Source organism: Lacticaseibacillus pantheris DSM 15945 = JCM 12539 = NBRC 106106 (genome assembly GCF_001311175.1).
GTDB lineage: Bacteria > Bacillota > Bacilli > Lactobacillales > Lactobacillaceae > Lacticaseibacillus > Lacticaseibacillus pantheris.
The window spans coordinates 1-18,192 of the sequence record NZ_BBAI01000044.1 but is presented as its reverse complement, the minus strand read 5'-3'; the positions used below and the strand labels follow the sequence as shown (position 1 = coordinate 18,192).

Here is an 18,192-nt window from a genome sequence, read left to right as displayed (position 1 = left end):
ATCTCCGGAACGCGGGTACTACTCGGCGGCATCATGAGCTGGGCTAACCGCGCGGACGTCGAGATTCTGGCGACCACGCAGACGCCTGCCACCAGCGCGTCCACGACGTACAAGGACGGCGCATGGACTATCCACGCAGAAGATGGCACATTTACCGCCAATCGCGGACTCTCTGTATGGTACTGGCCCGGATACAGTGCGACCGGTGCACGCTACTACAGCGGTGAGTCTGTCCACTACTACGGCTGGGTACGCAACGGTCAGTATGTCTACATCGCATACCACGCGAGCGATGGACTGACTCACTACCTAGCGGTGCGCGACAATGGCGCGGCACTGGGCACGTTCCGGTAGTATAATTGCGCGACGGAGGAAATCCGTCATGACTAGCGTCGTAAGGGCATAGCGACACTTCCCGCTGCGGGTCAGACAGCGTTAGCGGCGTGGCGCGGTATCCATGATTTATGCTCATAGCCTCACCCTGCTTAACGGCGGGGTGGGGCTATTTTTTTGCAGTTTTTGCATGCAAACGTTCGTTCGTATATACTCATCCATGGAGGTGAGCATATGACACCAAATCAGCGAGCAGAGACTTTAAATCAGCGGATCGACGAGACTTTTAAAAAGCAGGCACACCACATCTACACTCTGTGGGTGGTAAACGAGCGCTGGAATCACACCATCAATTTCTTTATGGACGACCAGCCACACGGCATTAAAGCCCGGCGACGCTCAATACCGCTCATGACCATAGACGATAACTCCGATTGGGAGCTGGTCGAGTATCTAGTGATGATGGTACGACAACACACACAAATCTTCATCCAGTACCGGGGATGGCGGCCAATGCTCGACCGGTGGCCAGGTAGTGGCGACATCATCATCCGCAAGCAACGCGAGGATGACTACACGCCGGACGACGTTAAGCCGGGTGGTCGGTATGAGTAAAAACAGCGATACCGATATAGTCGGCGTCGCTGTTTTTGGGTAATCTCCATACATGGAAGTGATCGGATGAAGGAGGCTATTTAGCAATTTTGTTTGACGCGAAAGCGGTGGCATTGTATGGTTATGTGGATGTCAGATTATTAGCTACTACTATAGTATTCGGTAAATATTCGGTGCATTTTGTTAATGCGGTTGCTAAGCCGCGTCAATATTGACTTGTATAGACCGTTTGTTATAGTGGTAGTATCAAACAAAAATGAGGTGCGTTACTAGTGATTTTCGGTGCAAGTACGGGCATGGGTCCCGTAACAATTATTCTAATTATCCTGATGGTAGTGCTGATGTACTTCTCTATGGTTCGCGGACCTAAGAAGCAGCAGCAACAGCGCCAGCAGATGTTCAACGGCCTGAAGAAGGGCGACACCATCGTGACTGTCGGCGGCCTGTACGGTGTGATTGACTCCATCGACCAGGAACACGGCAAGATTGTCTTGGATTGTAACGGCGTCTTCTTGACGTTCGCGACGCAGGCAATTTCCCGCGTGGAGAAGCGTACGGACGATGCCGCAACTGCGGAAGCACCAGCAGATAGTGCTGCAGCAGCAACATCCGATGCAGTAGCTACGAGTGAGGCTACTGAGAGCAACGCCGCTGAGAGTAACGCTACTGACAGCGCTGCTGACGACGAAGCTAAGTAAAGTTAATCAACAATTGTTATCAATAATGGGGACTGTTCGCGTGCGGAGGCATGGGGATGGGCCTTTTTTTTGTAGAGAGTGGAGCCCCGCGGTTAGAAACTGGAGCGTAACTTGCTACGGCGTTGAAGCCCGGGTTTGGCTTCATTGCCGTAGCGGGTTACGCGCAAGTTTCTGCGGGGGGCAACTCGTTTAGAGAGCGGAGCATGCCGTTCAGAAAGCAGAGCGTAAGTAGCTCAAACCGAAAGGCCCGCACTCCCCGATTTCCGCATTCCCACCACACACCACTTTCAGGAGGTCACGTCATGCAAAAATTTTTCGGTCAACCCCGTCTCATTACTAACATCCTGCCACACCGTAAAGTTAGTTGGTTGGAGCTGTTCTACGACCTGATCTTTGCCGTGGTGCTTGCGCGGCTCACGGATCCGTTAGTCGAAGACTTCACGCCCGCGCGGTTTGCGTACGCGACCATCGTCTTTGCCTGGTTCTTCTGGAGCTGGCACGATACATCGGGGTACTTTGACAACCACGGTAACGCCACGTTAATTAACCTGTTCCTAATTAGCGCGCAGGTGGTGATAACTGGCGTGGCTGCGTTGTATATCCCCGTGGCGGTCGGCGGCGATTTCCGGCCACTGTTCCCGTGGATGGTCGTGATGAGTGCGCTGCTCAGCCTGATATGGCGCCTGATTGCCGCCATTGACGTGCACCATGCGCCGGCATCCCGGATCTGGTCGCGGGCATACGCTGGTGTCGCGGTCCTCCTGATTGTGGGGTGGTTTGCGCCGGCTACGTGGCTACCCTGGATTGCCCTGCTGGCTGCCGTCCTCAACTTTGGGGTAATCCTGGTCGGGCGTGGTGCACTGTACCGTGAGTATCGGGCTCTAGGTCAGCCGTTCGTACTCAAAGACTCGCTGCTGGAGCGCTACGGTTTGATGACAATGATTGCTTTGGGTGAAATCATCGCCGGCCTCTTCACCTACGCGGGGGATGAACCGTCGCCGACCCGCCTGGCCGGCTTTGGGGCGAGCATCATCCTCGTCGCCCTGGTTGGCGGCGTTTACTACCTGATGCTGGGTGCCGTCACAATCGAGATGCAATCGTCCTTGCAGGTGATGGCGATTCGGTGGCTGTTCCTCGTTGTGGTGTACCTACTGATGGTCATGGCCGTCATGGTCGACCTCGCGCTGGCGCACCCCGTGACCGCTTGGCGGGTCGCGCTTGTGTGCGTGCTCGTCGCAACTTTCCTAGTTATGTGGATAATCCGCTACGTGACGGGAAATAGCGAGAATCCGCGCTTGTTGGTCCCCGCAATGGTGGGCTTGCTGGTGCTGGTGGGCGTGGCCTTCGTTGGTAGTGTACTGGTCACCGTGATTGCGATGGACGTGGCGATTGCCGCAGCAATGGTGCCGGCGGTGGCCCGGGTACAGGCATAACTAGTTGTCATTTGGTAACGATGACACATTTTCCACGAATTAACGCGAATATTGGGTGCTGAAGGGTTTACAATTAATGTAAGCACTAACAAATATTTAGCAAAGGGGAATTGTTTATGGCTTACCAAACGATTAATCCGTACACGAACAAAGTCGAGCAGACGTATCCAAACGCGAGTGATGCCGATCTGGAGGCTGCGTTGACCGCAGCGCACAAGCGTTACCTAGAGTTTCGGAACGCCCAGCCGGAGACGCGCAGTGCGGCTTTGCACCAAGTGGCCACACTGATGCGGGATGAACAGCACGAGTTAGCCACCACGTTGACGCGCGAAATGGGGAAACTCATTGGCGAGGCGGAGGCCGAAGTGGCGCTCTGTGCTGACATTGCCGATTACTTCGCGGACCACGGACCGGGAATGTTGGCGGACACGCCGTTGACCACCGCCGCGGGTCCAGCATACTACGCCAAGCAGGCGGTCGGGGTGCTCGTGATGGTGGAACCGTGGAATTTCCCGTACTACCAAATCATGCGGGTGTTCGCGCCGAACTTTATCGTCGGCAACACCATGATCTTGAAGCACGCGTCGAACACGCCGGCGAGCGCCGAGGCCTTTGCGGACGTACTCCGACGCGCTGGCGTGCCGGACGGCAGCTTTGCCAACCTGTTTATTGACTACGACCAGGTGGGGCAGGCCATCGCCGATCCGCGTGTCGCCGGTGTGGCGCTGACTGGTTCGGAGCGTGGCGGTGCGGCGGTCGCCAAAGAGGCGGGGGCCAACCTGAAGAAGTCGACCCTCGAATTAGGCGGGAACGACGCGTTCATCATCCTGCCCGACGCGGACTGGGACCTGGTACGGCAGGTTGCACCGCAGTCACGGCTGATGAACGCCGGGCAAATTTGCTCCGCATCGAAGCGGTTCATCGTGGTGGGTGACCGGTACGATGAGTTCGTTGAATTCATGAAGCAGGAGTTCGCAAAGGTGCAGCCGGGTGACCCAATGGATCCGGCCACGACGCTAGCACCGCTGTCCTCCGCTCGGGCGAAGGACAAACTCCAGAAGCAGGTGGACGCGGCCGTGGCGGCCGGTGCCCACGTGGAGTACGGCAACACGCCGATTGATAGTGACGGCGCGTTCTTCCAGCCGACCGTGTTGACCGGTATTGATCGGGACAACCCGGTGTTCAACCAGGAGCTGTTTGGCCCCGTGGCATCCATTTACCACGTTGATACTGAGGAGGAAGCCGTGGCGTTGGCCAACGACTCCAGTTACGGTCTCGGTAGCGTGGTGTTCTCGCAGGACGCTGACCGGGCGGACCGGGTATCCCGGCAGTTGGAGGCGGGGATGACGTTCATCAACCGTTCGTGGTTAACTGCGCCAGAGCTGCCGTTTGGTGGTGTGAAGAACTCGGGGTACGGGCGTGAACTGTACGAGCTGGGGCTGAATGCGTTTGTGAACGAGCATTTGGTGTTGGCGAGGTAAGGTATGAGTAACCTTAATGAGGATCTGCACGCAGTGATAGCTCTGGCTTTGATGGGTGTGAACTAGCGGCGATCTATGCTGATAATGACGGGCAAGATTTTTAACGCGGATATGATATTTACGCGTGCCGGAAATCAATAAGTTTAGTCGTGTAGAAGGCGGACATGTTGTCCGCTTTTTTTTTACGGTGTTAAGTGTTAAAAAAAGGACCTGGTGATTATTTAAACAGCCAAAAAGTGACGACGACGGCATCATAATACAACGACTTAACTGCCGAAAGTCTAAAGCATAACCATGAAGATGACTGACTATGGATAACGGTGGGTCTAATAATTTCAACAATACTCACGCTCCTGCATGCGTGATTGACCAACTGCTAAAGGAGAAACTGATATTGTCGCGACCACATTGAATAACCGAATAACCAATGTTACGTTACGCTAACATTTAATTGATTTCCGTTTCAAAATAACGATTCGATATGTTATGCTAACATAAATTCAGATATGGCTTTTGATGATTTTGCTGATTGGGTTGCCTGAGTTACAGCGTCGTTCAAAATTTGGAGGTGAAGGCGGCCATTGATATGGCTAAGACAGCTGGGAAAGATGCTAAGACGGTGGAGGACACTGCTGATGTTATTGGGAAGGCACTAAATTGTAAACCGATGAAGGATCGACCAAGTATACAAATGGAAAATCGTATGCGTGCTTCATTAAATGTTGAATACATAATGTCGATTATGAAGCTACTAGTTGAACGCGGCATCAATTTAAATGGGCAAGATAAGGATGGCGCGGTACCAATCAAGTATCTGGTCACTAATAACGCACTCCCCTTATACGAAAATGATGGGATTTATAAATGTTTACTGGAGCATGGAGCTAGTCCCCATTTGAGGGATAACTTTGGGAAATCGCCTGTGGATTATGCGAATAAGTTAAAGTTTCGTAGTGATTTTATCGATGTCGTAAAGGAGTATGAGGCCAATGAAAATTAGTAATGTCTAATTTGGTGACTTAAATGCCCATAGCGGGATTGCTGTGATGAGGTTGCGAAGGAAGTTAAGTACGTTGCAATTGTCGAATGGAAAATTGATCCCGAATTATTTGTTGAAAAAAAATGGAATTCTGATATCAGTTAACCTTTCTTGGTTCTGTTAGCTGAGGGGTGTTTAAAGTATAGAGGTGATGGTATGTGGTTCTTTGGAAAACATGGTAGTAAAAACGCAAGAAAGTCTACCGCCGTAAAAACAACAGTGAATAGTAGAGAGCAAAGTGATGATGAAAACTGGATTGCTGATCTAAAGCACTCAGTCCATGGAGACTGGCACCAATACGATATTTTGATAGCGGCTCGTGGATACGATTGGAATTATGCAGTTTCGGCCGCAGAATATCTTATTCATAGTGACCTTACAAACATCGGTACATTGACAATTTCTGACATTGAAAACTCATCGCAGGAACTAATTAGCAATTTCGATGCTTCGGGAGGAAATCTGAGAAATCTGCCACAACTCGAACAGGAACAGGCCAGCTTGGGAGTCGGTGGGTTCAGTCGCCAACTCAAGGCACCGATAAAAGTCATTTGGTTTAATCAAACGCATTTTATTCGTTGCCTGAGCCCGGTCATTGACGATGAAGAACGCATTAGGCCGTACGTAGCAGCAATGATTGAAAGGCGCTTAGGTGATAAGTGAGGGGTAGATTGTGAAGAGTCGATATATCGTAAAGGCTGAAATGGTCAAGATAAGCCTTCTGAGTCCTAGCAACGAGATACTAACCGTTAAGGGAAACATCGTGAACTTTGAGATGGGCAAAAAAAACTATCCTTGGTACTAGATGGGAGAATATCTGCACAAATGCGCTAGGAGATGTCAGCGCGTATTTGTCGATTCACAATCAAGACGCGTATCGTGAGTGGAACAATGTGGCCGCCTGGATGAAAGAAAACTTGGCATCCACCTTTCAATCGCAGATGTCTTCACTGATCAGTGAAGGCCGACTTGAGAAAAGTATGGAGCCAATTATCCTATACAATTTACTGGCGATGGCCTCTTACTTATACTACAGCGATATTGTTGAATCCCAGTTCTTTGCTGACATGTATAGTATCTATACGGCCGGTAAGATTCCGTGTGGTTGGCGTGGAAAGTACCCAGACGGGAATTTATATATATATAGCGAGGTTCAATAAATGAAAAGTAATTTCGAAACTCGTTACCTGCTAATGTGGTTTCTTCGTTCAGGGATGGCCATTACACTACAGTGATTACAAACGAAGAGATTACTGTATATCGGTCATTTGGCGGAAGGGCTAAGATTGATGGAGGCTATGCGACCACTGTTCCGGCTACTTCAAGAGCAAACACCATTGTGGACAGTGCATTATTACCTGAATGGCAGAATACTGCAAAATATGAAGAGGTTATAAGGATTCCCAAGGGGACCAGGTTGAATATAGGTAAGGTGGCACCGCAGCTCAGTAGTGACGGCACTGTTTATTTAAAGGGTGGTGCTGATCAAATTGTTCTTCCTAAGAATTGGTCATCAGATTGGATTGAATCAGCTCGAATAGTACCTAGGAGGTAAATGTATTGAATGAAATTGTTAGCGATTGTGAACATCTTCTTGAATTGCTCGATAAAACGTATCCCGGGGAAAAATATAGAGCAACTACTGTCCATGATATGTATTATACAGTTAGGGACATCATTGATGATGTGAGTGATGATAGTATGCACGATAATTATCACCTAACGAGCTTTATTCATCCGTATATCGATAATACTCGTGATTACGATGCTGACAGTGAAATTGTAAGTTTACTGGAAAAAAATTCAAAATGAATTATCCGGGCGACTTTGAAGGAAATAGAGGAATACAAAAATGTCAAATAAAATCGAAACCGCTTTGATAAACCTTCGTAATACTAAGACTGAAGAGAGTTTTCGTGAGCTTGAAGATACGGTTATGGATTCGACGTTGCTTTTAACAATCCAACAGATTAGCGAAGATGAAATACATCTGGTAGTAATTACTAATGATCATGATGAAAAATATCTTCCCGTGTACTCTGACACAAAAAAAACATGGGTCTGAATCAACAGAAGCTTAATTATTCTGAAGTGTCTTTTGGTCAACTGGTTGACTTGTTGAAGCAAGATTCCACTATTTATGGTGTTGTGATTGATCCATATAGCAATAACATCCCTTTTTCTCGAGATGATTGGTTCTCAATGCAAGCGAAAAAAACAATCTGTAAAAAGTGGAACGGAAATCTCAATTGGAAAGCCTAGTGCTGATGTAAGTGAATTAACTGATGGATTGATTGAGCTGTTGAAAAAGCAGCCTAAAATAGACAGTGCATATTTAGTTCAATCAATTGAGAATGAAAATAACCGGAGCTCTTTACTTGTGGTAGTCAATAGCGATAGTAGTGGAGCGTTGCGGGCCGTTAGTGATGAGGCAGGGGCACTACTGTCGTCGCAAGAAACACTTGATTTCATTCCTCAAAATACTGGAATTGGAAAGTTTGTGGCTGAAAATTTTGTCCCATTTTACAACAAGGACGATAGTCTCAAAGCTTAGCAATACGATTGGACTTGTTGTTAATCTAAGCGGTAATGATTAATTTGAAGGAGGTAATGTAGTGAGAATTAAATCAGTATATGAGGCTGCTATGTGGGGCACATATCAACAATTTACAGATTTTTTTTGATGGTAATATAAATGAGATTGATAAGGAAAGTGGATTCACTTTACTGATAGCTAGCATGGTTAACCAAGAAATGTTGACTGACAAAATGGAAATAATTCGTTTTTTTTGCTAGACAATGGGGCCGATGTTAATCTATTCAGCCAGTTTGAACATCAAAATGCACTTCACGTTCTTTTCCTTTCGTCAGAGACACCAAATGTTGATTACCTAATGACGGTTGTCGAACAATTGGTTGAGCGGGGTATCGATATAAATGCAAGGGACAAGGATGGTGCAGTACCAATTAAGTATTTAGTAACTAATGACTTCCTGCCATTGCACGAAAATGAAGTACTGTATAGGTACTTACTGGATCACGGAGCCAATCCATATTTGAAGGATGTCTCTGGGAAATCCCCTGTGGATTATGCCAAAAAGTTACAATTTCGCAGTGATTTCCTCGACGTGGTAAGTGAATATGAGGCCAATGGAAATTAGCAATGTCTAATTTGTTGACTTAAATACATAGCGGGATTACTGTGATGAGGTTGCAAAGGAAGTTAAGTACGGTGTTATTGTCGAATGGAAAATTGATTCGTAAGTATCTGTCGATAAAAAAATGGAATTCTGATTTTAATTGTTAGATAGAGCATTGGCATTCAGACTGTGTTTTAGGAGAGTTCGTCGTTTGAACTTGTCAGCCTAAACTACCTCTGAATGCTTTTTTTGTAGGGGCGATGAAAGATATGGACGGACAGAAAACAGAGAACAAGAGTTTGAAGTGGGTTGCAAATTGGATTAACGCGTGCACAGATAATGGGATTAAGCCTTGGCAATTCGATTTTAAACGACTGTATTTAGATGATTCTTACAGTGCAAAAGATCAACACGCGCCATTAGAGGAGGGGGACTATCCTAATTTGCATTTGTGGTTAAAGTATAAATTCACTAAGGAGCTTGATAAGAAAAGCCCTAATATCAGTGATTTGGTGGATAATTATAGTGCCTTTGAAGTTGACAAGGCAGCATTTCCAATTTACGTTGCATTGGGCTGGCAAAAATCGGTTAACGATCAAATCAATGGAGACACAGTCAATTCCTTAGGGACAACGTTTACGCAGCTACTGTCTGTGTCTAATACCCAATTTTCGATGGAAAACACTGAGCGTTGGCAACAACTTGTTGGCGATATACCCAACCTAAAGTCAAAGTTACAACAGTGGGGAACCGGAGAGTATGATCAAGAGCTTGACCAAATTGCCAGTTTTCAATTTGCGACTGAGAATGGAGGCAAGGTTAAGCATGGCGATAATGAAATAGCCGTAATGAAAGAGCTTGAAAGGTTTGCTGCATTAACTAGTTCAATTGGTAACTTTATGGTCTTTCCGTCCTGGATGAATCAAGGGCGTGGCATTGGCAATATTCATGACTATTGGGACCTTGCATTACGCGATATGCGTAACTTTTGGATGGAAATTTCGGGTGATGATACTTCTGGCAGGATTATCTGAACAAGTATTATATGCATGAATTTACTTATGGCAATGGAGAGGTAGTTGAATTATGGTCCGGGCATCTGACTGGCCCCCGTGCCTATCCTACTAACCAGGCTGATATTGCAGAGTACTTTTTCAATGCCAACCGTATTATTGAAAATCGCGGTAAAAAGATGGTTTGCGAACTTGTAAAAATAATTTTGGAACAGCACGATGAGGATATTCAACTTAATGAAGGCGCAAAAAAAGTTAATTGATGCTGGTTAATTCAAAGCAATATACTTTTTATTTACAGGTAGTATTCAAATCAATTTAAAGTCAGTATAACCAAATGTGTTTTATATCCGTCTCCGAATGACCTGTGAGTCTTTTTTTTCTCGTTAAGAACAAAATTAATGCGGCAGATTTAGCTACGGGTTAAAATAAGGGTATTCATTAACAGTCAACAACTTTGGAGGATAGCCCATGGAAAACGAAAACAACCATCCAGAACCCTTGCCCGCCGAATTACTTGAAAAGATTGCTTACTATAGCGATGCGCAGAGACGAATTCCTTTCACCGAAACACACGTACTGAATCTGACTACGCCGGATGGTCATTACGAGTTTTACACCGAGTCGGTCAGTAAGTACCAGGTCACCATTAACGGGGATGATCGGTCGGTGGTGCGTATCAATGATGCGCATACATTGCGTAAGGATGCGCAGAGTATTTCACTGTACGATTTGAAAATTGCGGTAGGAAGTTCAGGGCGATTGTTGCTGACACCATTGGGAGAGGGCATCGTGACGATTCGCCTTACGTCCAGAGTGAAGACAATCGTTGCACTTCCGTAGGTAAATAAATTGAGGTTTGATTACATACGACAAGACAGGCTATTAACGAAATACAACAATCGTTAATAACCTGTCTTGTCATCTTTGCATTTATGGTGTTAATAACCTCCTACCTCATGCTATGATGTAATCGTAGTAAATTCCATTCGACACAAGGAGGCCGCAGTCCATGACTAACAGTTACGAAGAGGCAGATCCAGAAGTTTGGCAGGCGATTCACCAGGAGGAAGACCGGCAACAGCATAACATTGAGCTAATTGCGTCCGAGAACATTGTCAGCGCTGGCGTTCGCGCCGCCCAGGGTAGTGTCCTAACGAATAAGTATTCCGAGGGTTATCCTGGGCACCGCTATTATGGTGGTAACCAGTACATCGACATTACTGAGCAGCTGGCCATCGACCGCGCCAAGGAACTATTCGGGGCCGAAGCCGCCAACGTTCAGCCACACTCGTTCACAGGCTAATATGGCCGTGTACCGCGCATTGCTTGATGACGGGGACACGGTGTTAGCCATGGATTTGGCCGCCGGTGGACACTTGTCGCACGGCGCCAAGATTAGCTTTTCCGGTCAGGAGTATAATTTCTTCCACTACGGTGTGGATGCCAACGGCCGCTTGGATTACGACGCCATCATGACGCAGGCCAAGGAAGTGCAGCCAAAGTTGATTGTGGCCGGTGCCTCCGCGTACAGTCGGATCATCGACTTTGCTAAGTTTCGTGAGATTGCGGATGCCGTGGGGGCCATGCTGATGGTCGATATGGCACACATTGCCGGTCTGGTGGCGGGGGGCGTGCACCCGAACCCCGTACCGTACGCCGACGTTGTTACCACCACGACGCATAAAACGTTGCGGGGACCTCGCGGCGGGCTGATCCTGAGCAAGGAGAAGTACATCAAGGCTATCAACTCGGCCTTGTTCCCCGGTATTCAGGGTGGCCCGCTCGACCACGTCATCGCGGCCAAAGCCGTGGCGCTGGGCGAAGCTTTGCGGCCTGAATTTAAGGATTACGCCCAACAGATTGTTCGGAACATGCAGGCGATGGACCGCGGGCTGACCGATGGGGATTCACAGCTGAAGCTCGTCTCTGGTGGGAGTGACAACCACCTGGTGTTGGTTGACGTGCGGCCGTACGGGGTGACGGGTCGCGACGTGCAGAACTTACTCGACTCGGTTATGATTACGACCAACAGTAACCAGCTACCAGATGAAACTAACGGCCCGTTCAAGACTAGCGGCATTCGGCTGGGCACTGCGGCGGTGACTACGCGCGGCTTTGATGAAGACGACTGTTACAAGGTCGGCCAGCTGATTGTGCGTGCAATCGCTGGACGTGAGGATGGGGACGCGTTGGCAGCGGTCGCCAAGGAAGTACGCGCGTTGACGGATGCTCATCCGGTTGACGCGACGATTAACGCTTAGATAACGCACAATGGCGCACCCCAATCAGGGGTGCGCCATTGTTTTGGATTCAGATATCGCTGAAGGATTGGTTAGCTGGTGCTACTTGAACGGACCCAAAAATGGCTGTACGGAATCACCCGGTTGGGTGCCCGTACAGCCATTTTCTCTATCAAACGCGTTCCCTTACTCCGGACAAGCCCTACAGTTGCCCAGTCAATCCCATCACGATGACGCCGACGCCCGCAAGCACGCCGATTACTCCGATCACGCCGCTAGTGTACACTGCATTCAGCGCAAACGGCGACGTGTCTGGACCAGCATCAGTGCGCAGATAGTGCATGTACTTCCGCGTCCGCCATACCTGCCAAACGCCCAAACCAATTAACACGATACCCAACAAAACAAACCACATGCTGACCGCCTCCCAGGTAGTCTAATCCGCAGTTTCTTCCTCACCAACATACTCGGCAAAGTTGGCCCGCTCCAGATCGGCGGGGCTGAGTTTGACCTGCCGCACGATGGTGTGCATCCGCTTCAGTAACTGCATCGCGTACTCGTCGTTGTGGTAGTTGCGCTCGTAGACGATTTCCTTCACGCCGGCCTGTAGCAGCATCTTGGTACACTGCAGGCAGGGAAAGTCGGTGACGTACACCGTGGCACCGTCCGTGGACACACCAAACTTTGCACACTGCAGGATGGCGTTCATTTCCGCGTGAATCGTGCGGACACAGTGACCCTCAACGAGGTAGCAGCCCTTATCGGTACAGTGGTCATCGCCGGCAACGGAACCGTTGTAACCCCCGGCGATGATGCGCTTATCCCGCACCAGCGTGGCCCCGACGGATAGCCGGTTACAGGTGCTCCGCGACGCTAGTAGCACCGCCTGAATCATGAAGTAGTGGTCCCAGTCCAGTCGTTCTTTGCTCATAATGATCTCCTCGGTTTACAGGTGAACTTTGCTCTGCCCCTATATTACCACCAAATATCGCGCACGCATTCTGCAAATTATAGCGTGCAGTGGTAACGATGCCCTTAAACTCGCCCGTCTGCCTGGTGACCTGCGCGAACGGTACTGTATAATGGAAATAAAGTGTAATTTAGGAGGGCGCAATGACAAAAATTTTAGCAGCAAAGCCCGTGACGGAGGCATTGGTCAAAGAGATGCAGGCTAGCGCCATTACGGTAACGGCCCAACTGGGGCGCAAACCCAAGTTGGTGGTCGTCGTGGCGGGGGATGATCCCGCTAGCGCTATCTATATTCGGAACAAGCAGCGGCGAGCCGAGGCCGTGGGTATCGACGCCGCGACGGAGCACTTACCCGCGAGCGTGCATACCAGTGACGTGTTGGCAGTCGTCCAGCGGTTAAACGCGGACGATGGGGTGGACGGCTTAATCGTGCAGTTACCGTTACCTGACGGCGTGGACGCCGAGGCGGTGCGCAACGCCGTTGATCCTGACAAAGATGTGGATGGCTTTACCGACGTAAATCAGGGCCGCTTGTGGAGCACACCCAAGGGTCAACCGATCACCACGCTGCGTCCCTGCACGCCGCGCGGAATTATGAAGTTGTTGGACTTTTACAACGTTCCTTTGGCAGGCAAGCGCGCCGTGATTCTCGGCCGCAGCAACATCGTCGGCAAGCCGATGGCGGCAATGCTCCTGCACGCCGACGCCACGGTGACGATTGCGCATTCGCGGACCACTAACCCGCAGACCATCCTTAGTGACGCCGATATCATCGTGGCTGCGACGGGTCAGGCCGGCATCGTGAGCGACGCCGACGTGAAGCCGGGTGCGGTCATCGTCGACGTGGGGATGAACCGGATTGCTGGCACTGACGGCAAGAGCAAGCTCGTGGGCGACGTCGACTTTGACGGCGTTCAGTACCTCGCAAGTGCCATCACGCCCGTTCCTGGTGGCGTGGGCCCGATGACGGTCAACATGCTGATTTACCAAACGATTGAGGCGGCGCAGAAGCGGGCGGCTGCAAAGTAGTAGCGGAAGGCTGGTGGCTCAGTGGCCAATTATCCTGATAAATTTGCGTTAAACGTTGGCGATAATCAGCGTTATGCCCAAAGGGGTGCCACCTGGTTGGTGCACACCGCAGCGCGTTTTGAGGGCGTTAGCACGAGCTGGGCGCAAACTCAAACCATCATGGACGGACTGGGTGTGGACGGTGTACCACTCGCCGATATTAACGTGATTGTGTACCTAAAGCGTGGTTGGAGTTTCGTTACGGAGTCGGATTTACCCTTTGACTGGCAGTACGTGCGGACCGTCAATGCCACCGTGGCGGCCGATGATTCGCTAGCTCCAGGTGAGTTCCGTACGGGTGCGGGTCTGGTAGCACTGGGCGACGGCAACGATTTTGTGCCGCCGTTAGTTGATGCAAATGCTGAGATCGAGTATTTGCACGACTTGTTAGCAAGTGACGACAGCACCACGTATCGGGCATTGAAGTTCATGTACCACGTGATGCGGCGACAATTATTTTGGGACGGAAACAAGCGCACCGCGTTACTGGCGGCCAACCGCCTGATGATTTTGGGTGGTACGGGTTTGATCAACGTCCCACTCAATCATTGGGCGCGGTGGAACGATCTGATTACCGCGTTTTACCGTAGTGGTGACGCTGCTGACATTATTGATTGGACGTACCAGTACGGTATTCAGGGACCAGAAATTTAGATACGTAATACCAACAAGGGACCATCCACAATTGCGGATGGTCCCTTGTTGGTGCTGACGTTACTCGACGGCGTCCAGTGCCTGGCTGAGGTCGGCAATTAAATCGTCCACGTTTTCAATCCCGACCGAAATCCGGATGAGGTCGGGGGTAATCCCCGCCGTCGCCAGCTGCGCGTCACTCAATTGGGCGTGCGTGGTTGACTTGGGGTGGATAATCAGCGACTTGGCATCCCCCACGTTAGCAAGCAAGCTGAACAGCTCGACGTGGTCAATCAGCTGTACCGCGCCGTGTTCGCCGGCCTTGAGCCCAAAGGTGAAGATGGATCCCGTACCGCGCGGGAAGTACCGTGCGGCTAGTTCCTTGTATGGTGAGTCCTCCGTTTCCGGGTAGGATACCCACGCTACTTTGGGGTGCTGCTGGAGGAACGCCACGACTTTGCGGGCGTTAGCGACGTGCCGCTCTACGCGCAGGGACAGCGTCTCCAGCCCCTGTAGCAGGTACCACGCTGACTGTGGGGCCAACGTGGCGCCGGTATCGCGCAGGTGCTCGGCGCGAATCTTCGTGGTGAACGCACCGCCCTTGAGGTCGGCCCAGACGAGCCCGTCGTACGCTTCTGCCGGCGTGGTGAAGCCGGGGTAGCGCCCGGATGCCGCGTAGTCGAAGTCACCCTTTTCAATCACGAGTCCGCCGAGCGTGGCCCCGTGGCCGCCGATGAACTTGGTGGCGGAGTGTACCACGACGTCGACGCCGTGCTCGAAGGGCCGGATGAGGTACGGGGTGGCAAAGGTGGAGTCGACAATCGTCAGGATACCGTGCTCATGCGCAATTTTAGCGACAGCCTCGAAGTCGACAATGTTGATGGCCGGGTTGCCGAGGGACTCGAAGAAGATCACCTTAGTGTTGTCCTGAATCGCGTTCGCAAAGTTCTGCGGGTCGTCCGGGTCCACAAAGGTGGTCTCGATGCCGAGTTGCTTGAGGGTGCCACTAAACAGTTCGTAAGTGCCGCCATAAATGGTGCTAGCACTGACGATGTGGTCGCCAGCACCCGCCACGTTCAGGATTGCGGCCGTCACCGCAGCGGCGCCTGAGGCCAACGAGATGGCGCTAGTCCCGCCTTCGAGGGCGGCAATACGGGCTTCCAAAGCCGCGTTGGTAGGGTTAGTCAAGCGACCGTAAATGTTACCGGGTTCGCGGAGACCGAAGCGGTCGGCGGCCTGCTGCGCGTCTTTGAAGACGAACGCCGCCGTTTGGTAAATAGGCGTGACGCGGGCACCGGTTGCCGGGTCGGGTTCTTCCTGGCCGGCGTGGAGTTGGAGCGTTTCAAAGTGATAGTTATGTTCAGTCATGGGGATGCTTCCTTTCGTGTTCTGCGCGTTGTCCAATCAATCACTGGCTCATGCTACTCTGTGTGTATGGTGGTGCGAATTACTGCAGTTAATTCGCACCGGGATGTCTGGAGAATGGTTGCCGCTATGTCGAGTCGCGTTTGTGGCCGCGGCGGGCACAGGGGTGGTGGGGCCCAGACGTAAAAAGTCGCCCCGGGATGCGCACAGCGTGAACGTTGTACGTATCCCGGGACGACTTTGATCGTGTTACCACCCGTATTTTGACCCGTATCACTACGGGTCACTCATCCGGTGCACGGTGTCACCACCGTAAACCGTGACGCGATAACGGGCGTTCCCGGGCTGGGTTGGCCGTGGCTGACCCAGCAATCAAACGGTAGACCATCTTCGGTGCGTGGGCGTGACCGGCTTACACCCGTCCCGGCTCTCTGAACACGACCACTGCACTTACTCATCTACGTGAATATCAATATTTAATTACTTACCCCAAACATCGGCGGTAATGTTGCGAATCAACGCGAGCTTGGCCCACTCATCGTCGTCGGTGAGGACGTTGCCTTCCTCAGTGGAGGAGAACCCACACTGTGTGGAGAGGGCGAGGTTATCGAGCGGTACCAGTTGCGCGGCCTGCTCGATGCGGCGCTTTACGTCCTCAGGATCCTCCAGCTCGGGGAACTTACTGGTGACGAGCCCGAGCACGATTTCGACGTCCCGGCGACCATTCCAGATCTGGGCGAGGGGAGCAAAGTCGCCGTCGCGCTCACTGTCGTACTCCAGGAAGAACGCGTCGTATGGCAGCTGACCCAGGTAGGGTGCGACCGGTGCGTAACTACCTTCAAAGAGGTAAGTGGATTTGAAGTTACCGCGGCAGATATGCGTCGAAACTTTGAGGTCATCCGGCAGGTCCGCGAGTAGCTTGTTGATGACGTACACCGCGTCTTCGGCCAGCTGCGCGTAGCGGGTGAATTCGGCGGGGTTGTCCTCGGCCTCGTTCAGGCGGGCAATCAGGAAGGCCCAGGTCGTGTCGTCCAACTGAATGTAGCGTGCACCGCGTTGGTAGAACTGGAGCAAAGTTTCGTGGTAGGCCTCAGCCAGGTCATCCAGGAATTGGCCCCAAGTACTGTAGAATTCGTGCCAGTTATCACTCCGGTTGTCACGGAACCACATCGTTGGTGATGGAATCGTCACCTTTGGTTCAACGCCTGCGGGGAGCGTGGACTTCAAAAAGTCGAAGTCGGCGTAGAACGGGTGGTTGGGGTTGGCCGCGATGGGACCAGCCAGGCGGACGTTATCGGTGCGGGTCTTGCTGCCCTTGAACTTGTACGATTCGTTGTAGTTGTACTTCTCGGCGCCGTTCAGGTTCCAGAGGAAGTCGAGGTGCCACCAGGAGCGGTTAAACTCGCCGTCGGTAATGCCGGTCAAGCCCGCGTCGACTTCGTGCTGAACGAGGTCCTCGATGGCGTCGTGCTTGATGTCGGTCAGCTGTTGAGCGGAAATCTTGCCAGCGTCAAAGTCGGCGTGGGCCTGTTTGAGTGCGGCCGGGCGTAGGTAGCTGCCGACCTGGTCGAATTTGTAGTGTAACTTGGTTGTGCTCATGGATTAATCCTCCTCGAAGTGTGGTGGGGGTAACGCAAAAGGTCGTCCCAGAATCCCCATATGGATTCCGGGACGACCTTTGCCGTGTTACCACCCGTGTGTTGAACCGCGTCACCACGGCTCACTCAGTAAGTACGGTACTCCCGCGGAAATACGATACTCGCGTGCGGTAACGGGCACGATACCGGGGTCAGTTCGCGATTGCTCACCAACCAGCAGACTCCAGGACCATCTTCACCAGTGCATCGCGACCAACTCACACCACCCGTTGGCTCTCTGCGCGCGACTTACTGGTTACTCATCCCTTCAACGCCTATCAATTGGCATTATCATACGGCGTGAATAAATTAATGTCAAGTTGCATTTGCGCGAAATTTTGGTTAGTCGATGACGTCACAGTGTGGTTGCCGGCAGCGTAGGCCGGACCGGTGAGCTGCGGCTTTCGTGGGGTGCTCCGAGGTAACCACAGCTAGGGCGAAGCTCCAACCCGCCAAGTGCGGGCGCGTTTCCGCCGCGATTCTGAGCCTGCCCGGAAACCCACCGGTCAGTCTCAGAATTCGTCG

20 protein-coding genes, 2 pseudogenes and 1 other annotated feature are annotated in these 18,192 nt (G+C 51.3%); of the genes and pseudogenes, 18 read left to right on the top strand and 4 right to left on the bottom strand.

Annotation, left to right across the window (positions count from 1 at the left end; genetic code table 11):
* The 16 genes and pseudogenes from JCM12539_RS13450 to glyA form a co-directional block, all read left to right on the top strand.
* Window positions 1-354 (top strand): annotated as a pseudogene (locus JCM12539_RS13450) (hypothetical protein); the annotation flags it as partial.
* A 213-nt stretch (window positions 355-567) separates the two neighbouring features.
* Window positions 568-948 carry a hypothetical protein gene (locus JCM12539_RS10920; RefSeq protein ID WP_054651460.1) on the top strand — a complete coding sequence of 127 codons (381 nt, stop codon included), beginning with the start codon at window positions 568-570 and terminating at the stop codon, window positions 946-948.
* Window positions 949-1,220: 272 nt separating this feature from the next.
* A complete protein-coding gene (gene yajC / locus JCM12539_RS10915; protein WP_054651458.1) occupies window positions 1,221-1,646 on the top strand; it encodes a preprotein translocase subunit YajC in 426 nt (141 codons plus the stop codon).
* A 302-nt stretch (window positions 1,647-1,948) separates the two neighbouring features.
* Window positions 1,949-3,079, top strand: a complete 1,131-nt coding sequence (locus tag JCM12539_RS10910; protein WP_054651457.1) for a low temperature requirement protein A — start codon at window positions 1,949-1,951, stop codon at window positions 3,077-3,079.
* A gap of 116 nt (window positions 3,080-3,195) precedes the next feature.
* Entirely contained in the window at window positions 3,196-4,560 is a 1,365-nt protein-coding gene (locus JCM12539_RS10905) for an NAD-dependent succinate-semialdehyde dehydrogenase (RefSeq protein WP_054651455.1), read from the top strand.
* Window positions 4,561-5,146: 586 nt separating this feature from the next.
* The gene (locus JCM12539_RS10900; protein WP_054651453.1) at window positions 5,147-5,560 is read left to right on the top strand and encodes an ankyrin repeat domain-containing protein; all 414 of its coding nucleotides are present in this window, start codon (window positions 5,147-5,149) and stop codon (window positions 5,558-5,560) included.
* A 195-nt stretch (window positions 5,561-5,755) separates the two neighbouring features.
* Complete coding sequence (locus tag JCM12539_RS10895; RefSeq protein ID WP_054651451.1) at window positions 5,756-6,262, top strand: hypothetical protein; 507 nt, start codon at window positions 5,756-5,758, stop codon at window positions 6,260-6,262.
* Between the two features lie 568 nt (window positions 6,263-6,830).
* Complete coding sequence (locus tag JCM12539_RS13300; RefSeq protein ID WP_225350360.1) at window positions 6,831-7,154, top strand: hypothetical protein; 324 nt, start codon at window positions 6,831-6,833, stop codon at window positions 7,152-7,154.
* 5 nt (window positions 7,155-7,159) lie between these two features.
* Window positions 7,160-7,411 carry a hypothetical protein gene (locus JCM12539_RS10885; RefSeq protein ID WP_054651447.1) on the top strand — a complete coding sequence of 84 codons (252 nt, stop codon included), beginning with the start codon at window positions 7,160-7,162 and terminating at the stop codon, window positions 7,409-7,411.
* A gap of 40 nt (window positions 7,412-7,451) precedes the next feature.
* Window positions 7,452-7,664, top strand: a complete 213-nt coding sequence (locus JCM12539_RS10880) for an SseB family protein (RefSeq protein WP_054651445.1) — start codon at window positions 7,452-7,454, stop codon at window positions 7,662-7,664.
* Between the two features lie 87 nt (window positions 7,665-7,751).
* Entirely contained in the window at window positions 7,752-8,153 is a 402-nt protein-coding gene (locus JCM12539_RS10875) for an enhanced serine sensitivity protein SseB C-terminal domain-containing protein (protein ID WP_054651443.1), read from the top strand.
* Window positions 8,154-8,493: 340 nt separating this feature from the next.
* Complete coding sequence (locus tag JCM12539_RS10870) at window positions 8,494-8,760, top strand: ankyrin repeat domain-containing protein (RefSeq protein ID WP_156302186.1); 267 nt, start codon at window positions 8,494-8,496, stop codon at window positions 8,758-8,760.
* A gap of 248 nt (window positions 8,761-9,008) precedes the next feature.
* Window positions 9,009-9,773, top strand: a complete 765-nt coding sequence (locus tag JCM12539_RS10865) for a hypothetical protein (RefSeq protein ID WP_054651439.1) — start codon at window positions 9,009-9,011, stop codon at window positions 9,771-9,773.
* An 11-nt stretch (window positions 9,774-9,784) separates the two neighbouring features.
* Window positions 9,785-10,015: a hypothetical protein gene (locus tag JCM12539_RS10860; RefSeq protein WP_054651437.1), complete on the top strand. Its 231-nt coding sequence runs from the start codon at window positions 9,785-9,787 to the stop codon at window positions 10,013-10,015.
* A gap of 208 nt (window positions 10,016-10,223) precedes the next feature.
* Window positions 10,224-10,595 carry a hypothetical protein gene (locus JCM12539_RS10855; protein ID WP_054651435.1) on the top strand — a complete coding sequence of 124 codons (372 nt, stop codon included), beginning with the start codon at window positions 10,224-10,226 and terminating at the stop codon, window positions 10,593-10,595.
* A 169-nt stretch (window positions 10,596-10,764) separates the two neighbouring features.
* A pseudogene (gene glyA, locus JCM12539_RS10850) lies at window positions 10,765-12,016 on the top strand (serine hydroxymethyltransferase).
* A 181-nt stretch (window positions 12,017-12,197) separates the two neighbouring features.
* Here glyA and JCM12539_RS10845 read toward each other — a convergent pair.
* Complete coding sequence (locus tag JCM12539_RS10845) at window positions 12,198-12,410, bottom strand: DUF4381 domain-containing protein (RefSeq protein WP_054651433.1); 213 nt, start codon at window positions 12,408-12,410, stop codon at window positions 12,198-12,200.
* A 21-nt stretch (window positions 12,411-12,431) separates the two neighbouring features.
* On the bottom strand, window positions 12,432-12,926 hold the full coding sequence (locus tag JCM12539_RS10840) for a ComE operon protein 2 (protein WP_054651431.1): 495 nt from the start codon (window positions 12,924-12,926) through the stop codon (window positions 12,432-12,434).
* A 182-nt stretch (window positions 12,927-13,108) separates the two neighbouring features.
* Between JCM12539_RS10840 and JCM12539_RS10835 the strand changes: the two genes are divergently transcribed.
* Window positions 13,109-13,993: a bifunctional 5,10-methylenetetrahydrofolate dehydrogenase/5,10-methenyltetrahydrofolate cyclohydrolase gene (locus tag JCM12539_RS10835; protein WP_054651429.1), complete on the top strand. Its 885-nt coding sequence runs from the start codon at window positions 13,109-13,111 to the stop codon at window positions 13,991-13,993.
* A 21-nt stretch (window positions 13,994-14,014) separates the two neighbouring features.
* Entirely contained in the window at window positions 14,015-14,686 is a 672-nt protein-coding gene (locus JCM12539_RS10830; RefSeq protein WP_054651427.1) for a Fic family protein, read from the top strand.
* Between the two features lie 60 nt (window positions 14,687-14,746).
* Here the strand turns inward: JCM12539_RS10830 and JCM12539_RS10825 are convergent, their stop codons facing one another.
* Together JCM12539_RS10825 and JCM12539_RS10820 are read right to left on the bottom strand one after the other, a co-directional pair.
* Window positions 14,747-16,033, bottom strand: a complete 1,287-nt coding sequence (locus JCM12539_RS10825; RefSeq protein WP_054651425.1) for an O-acetylhomoserine aminocarboxypropyltransferase/cysteine synthase family protein — start codon at window positions 16,031-16,033, stop codon at window positions 14,747-14,749.
* A 477-nt stretch (window positions 16,034-16,510) separates the two neighbouring features.
* Entirely contained in the window at window positions 16,511-17,629 is a 1,119-nt protein-coding gene (locus JCM12539_RS10820; protein ID WP_054651423.1) for a vitamin B12 independent methionine synthase, read from the bottom strand.
* A gap of 65 nt (window positions 17,630-17,694) precedes the next feature.
* Window positions 17,695-17,948: a binding site (T-box leader), on the bottom strand.
* Window positions 17,949-18,192 lie beyond the last annotated feature (244 nt).

Coding starts and splice junctions, on each gene's coding strand:
- JCM12539_RS10920 (WP_054651460.1), top strand. CDS start 568: ATGACACCAAATCAGCGAGCAGAGACTTTAAATCAGCGGATCGACGAG.
- JCM12539_RS10910 (WP_054651457.1), top strand. CDS start 1,949: ATGCAAAAATTTTTCGGTCAACCCCGTCTCATTACTAACATCCTGCCA.
- JCM12539_RS10905 (WP_054651455.1), top strand. CDS start 3,196: ATGGCTTACCAAACGATTAATCCGTACACGAACAAAGTCGAGCAGACG.
- JCM12539_RS10900 (WP_054651453.1), top strand. CDS start 5,147: ATGGCTAAGACAGCTGGGAAAGATGCTAAGACGGTGGAGGACACTGCT.
- JCM12539_RS10895 (WP_054651451.1), top strand. CDS start 5,756: ATGTGGTTCTTTGGAAAACATGGTAGTAAAAACGCAAGAAAGTCTACC.
- JCM12539_RS10880 (WP_054651445.1), top strand. CDS start 7,452: ATGTCAAATAAAATCGAAACCGCTTTGATAAACCTTCGTAATACTAAG.
- JCM12539_RS10870 (WP_156302186.1), top strand. CDS start 8,494: ATGACGGTTGTCGAACAATTGGTTGAGCGGGGTATCGATATAAATGCA.
- JCM12539_RS10865 (WP_054651439.1), top strand. CDS start 9,009: ATGGACGGACAGAAAACAGAGAACAAGAGTTTGAAGTGGGTTGCAAAT.
- JCM12539_RS10860 (WP_054651437.1), top strand. CDS start 9,785: ATGCATGAATTTACTTATGGCAATGGAGAGGTAGTTGAATTATGGTCC.
- JCM12539_RS10855 (WP_054651435.1), top strand. CDS start 10,224: ATGGAAAACGAAAACAACCATCCAGAACCCTTGCCCGCCGAATTACTT.
- JCM12539_RS10845 (WP_054651433.1), bottom strand. CDS start 12,410: ATGTGGTTTGTTTTGTTGGGTATCGTGTTAATTGGTTTGGGCGTTTGG.
- JCM12539_RS10840 (WP_054651431.1), bottom strand. CDS start 12,926: ATGAGCAAAGAACGACTGGACTGGGACCACTACTTCATGATTCAGGCG.
- JCM12539_RS10835 (WP_054651429.1), top strand. CDS start 13,109: ATGACAAAAATTTTAGCAGCAAAGCCCGTGACGGAGGCATTGGTCAAA.
- JCM12539_RS10825 (WP_054651425.1), bottom strand. CDS start 16,033: ATGACTGAACATAACTATCACTTTGAAACGCTCCAACTCCACGCCGGC.
- JCM12539_RS10820 (WP_054651423.1), bottom strand. CDS start 17,629: ATGAGCACAACCAAGTTACACTACAAATTCGACCAGGTCGGCAGCTAC.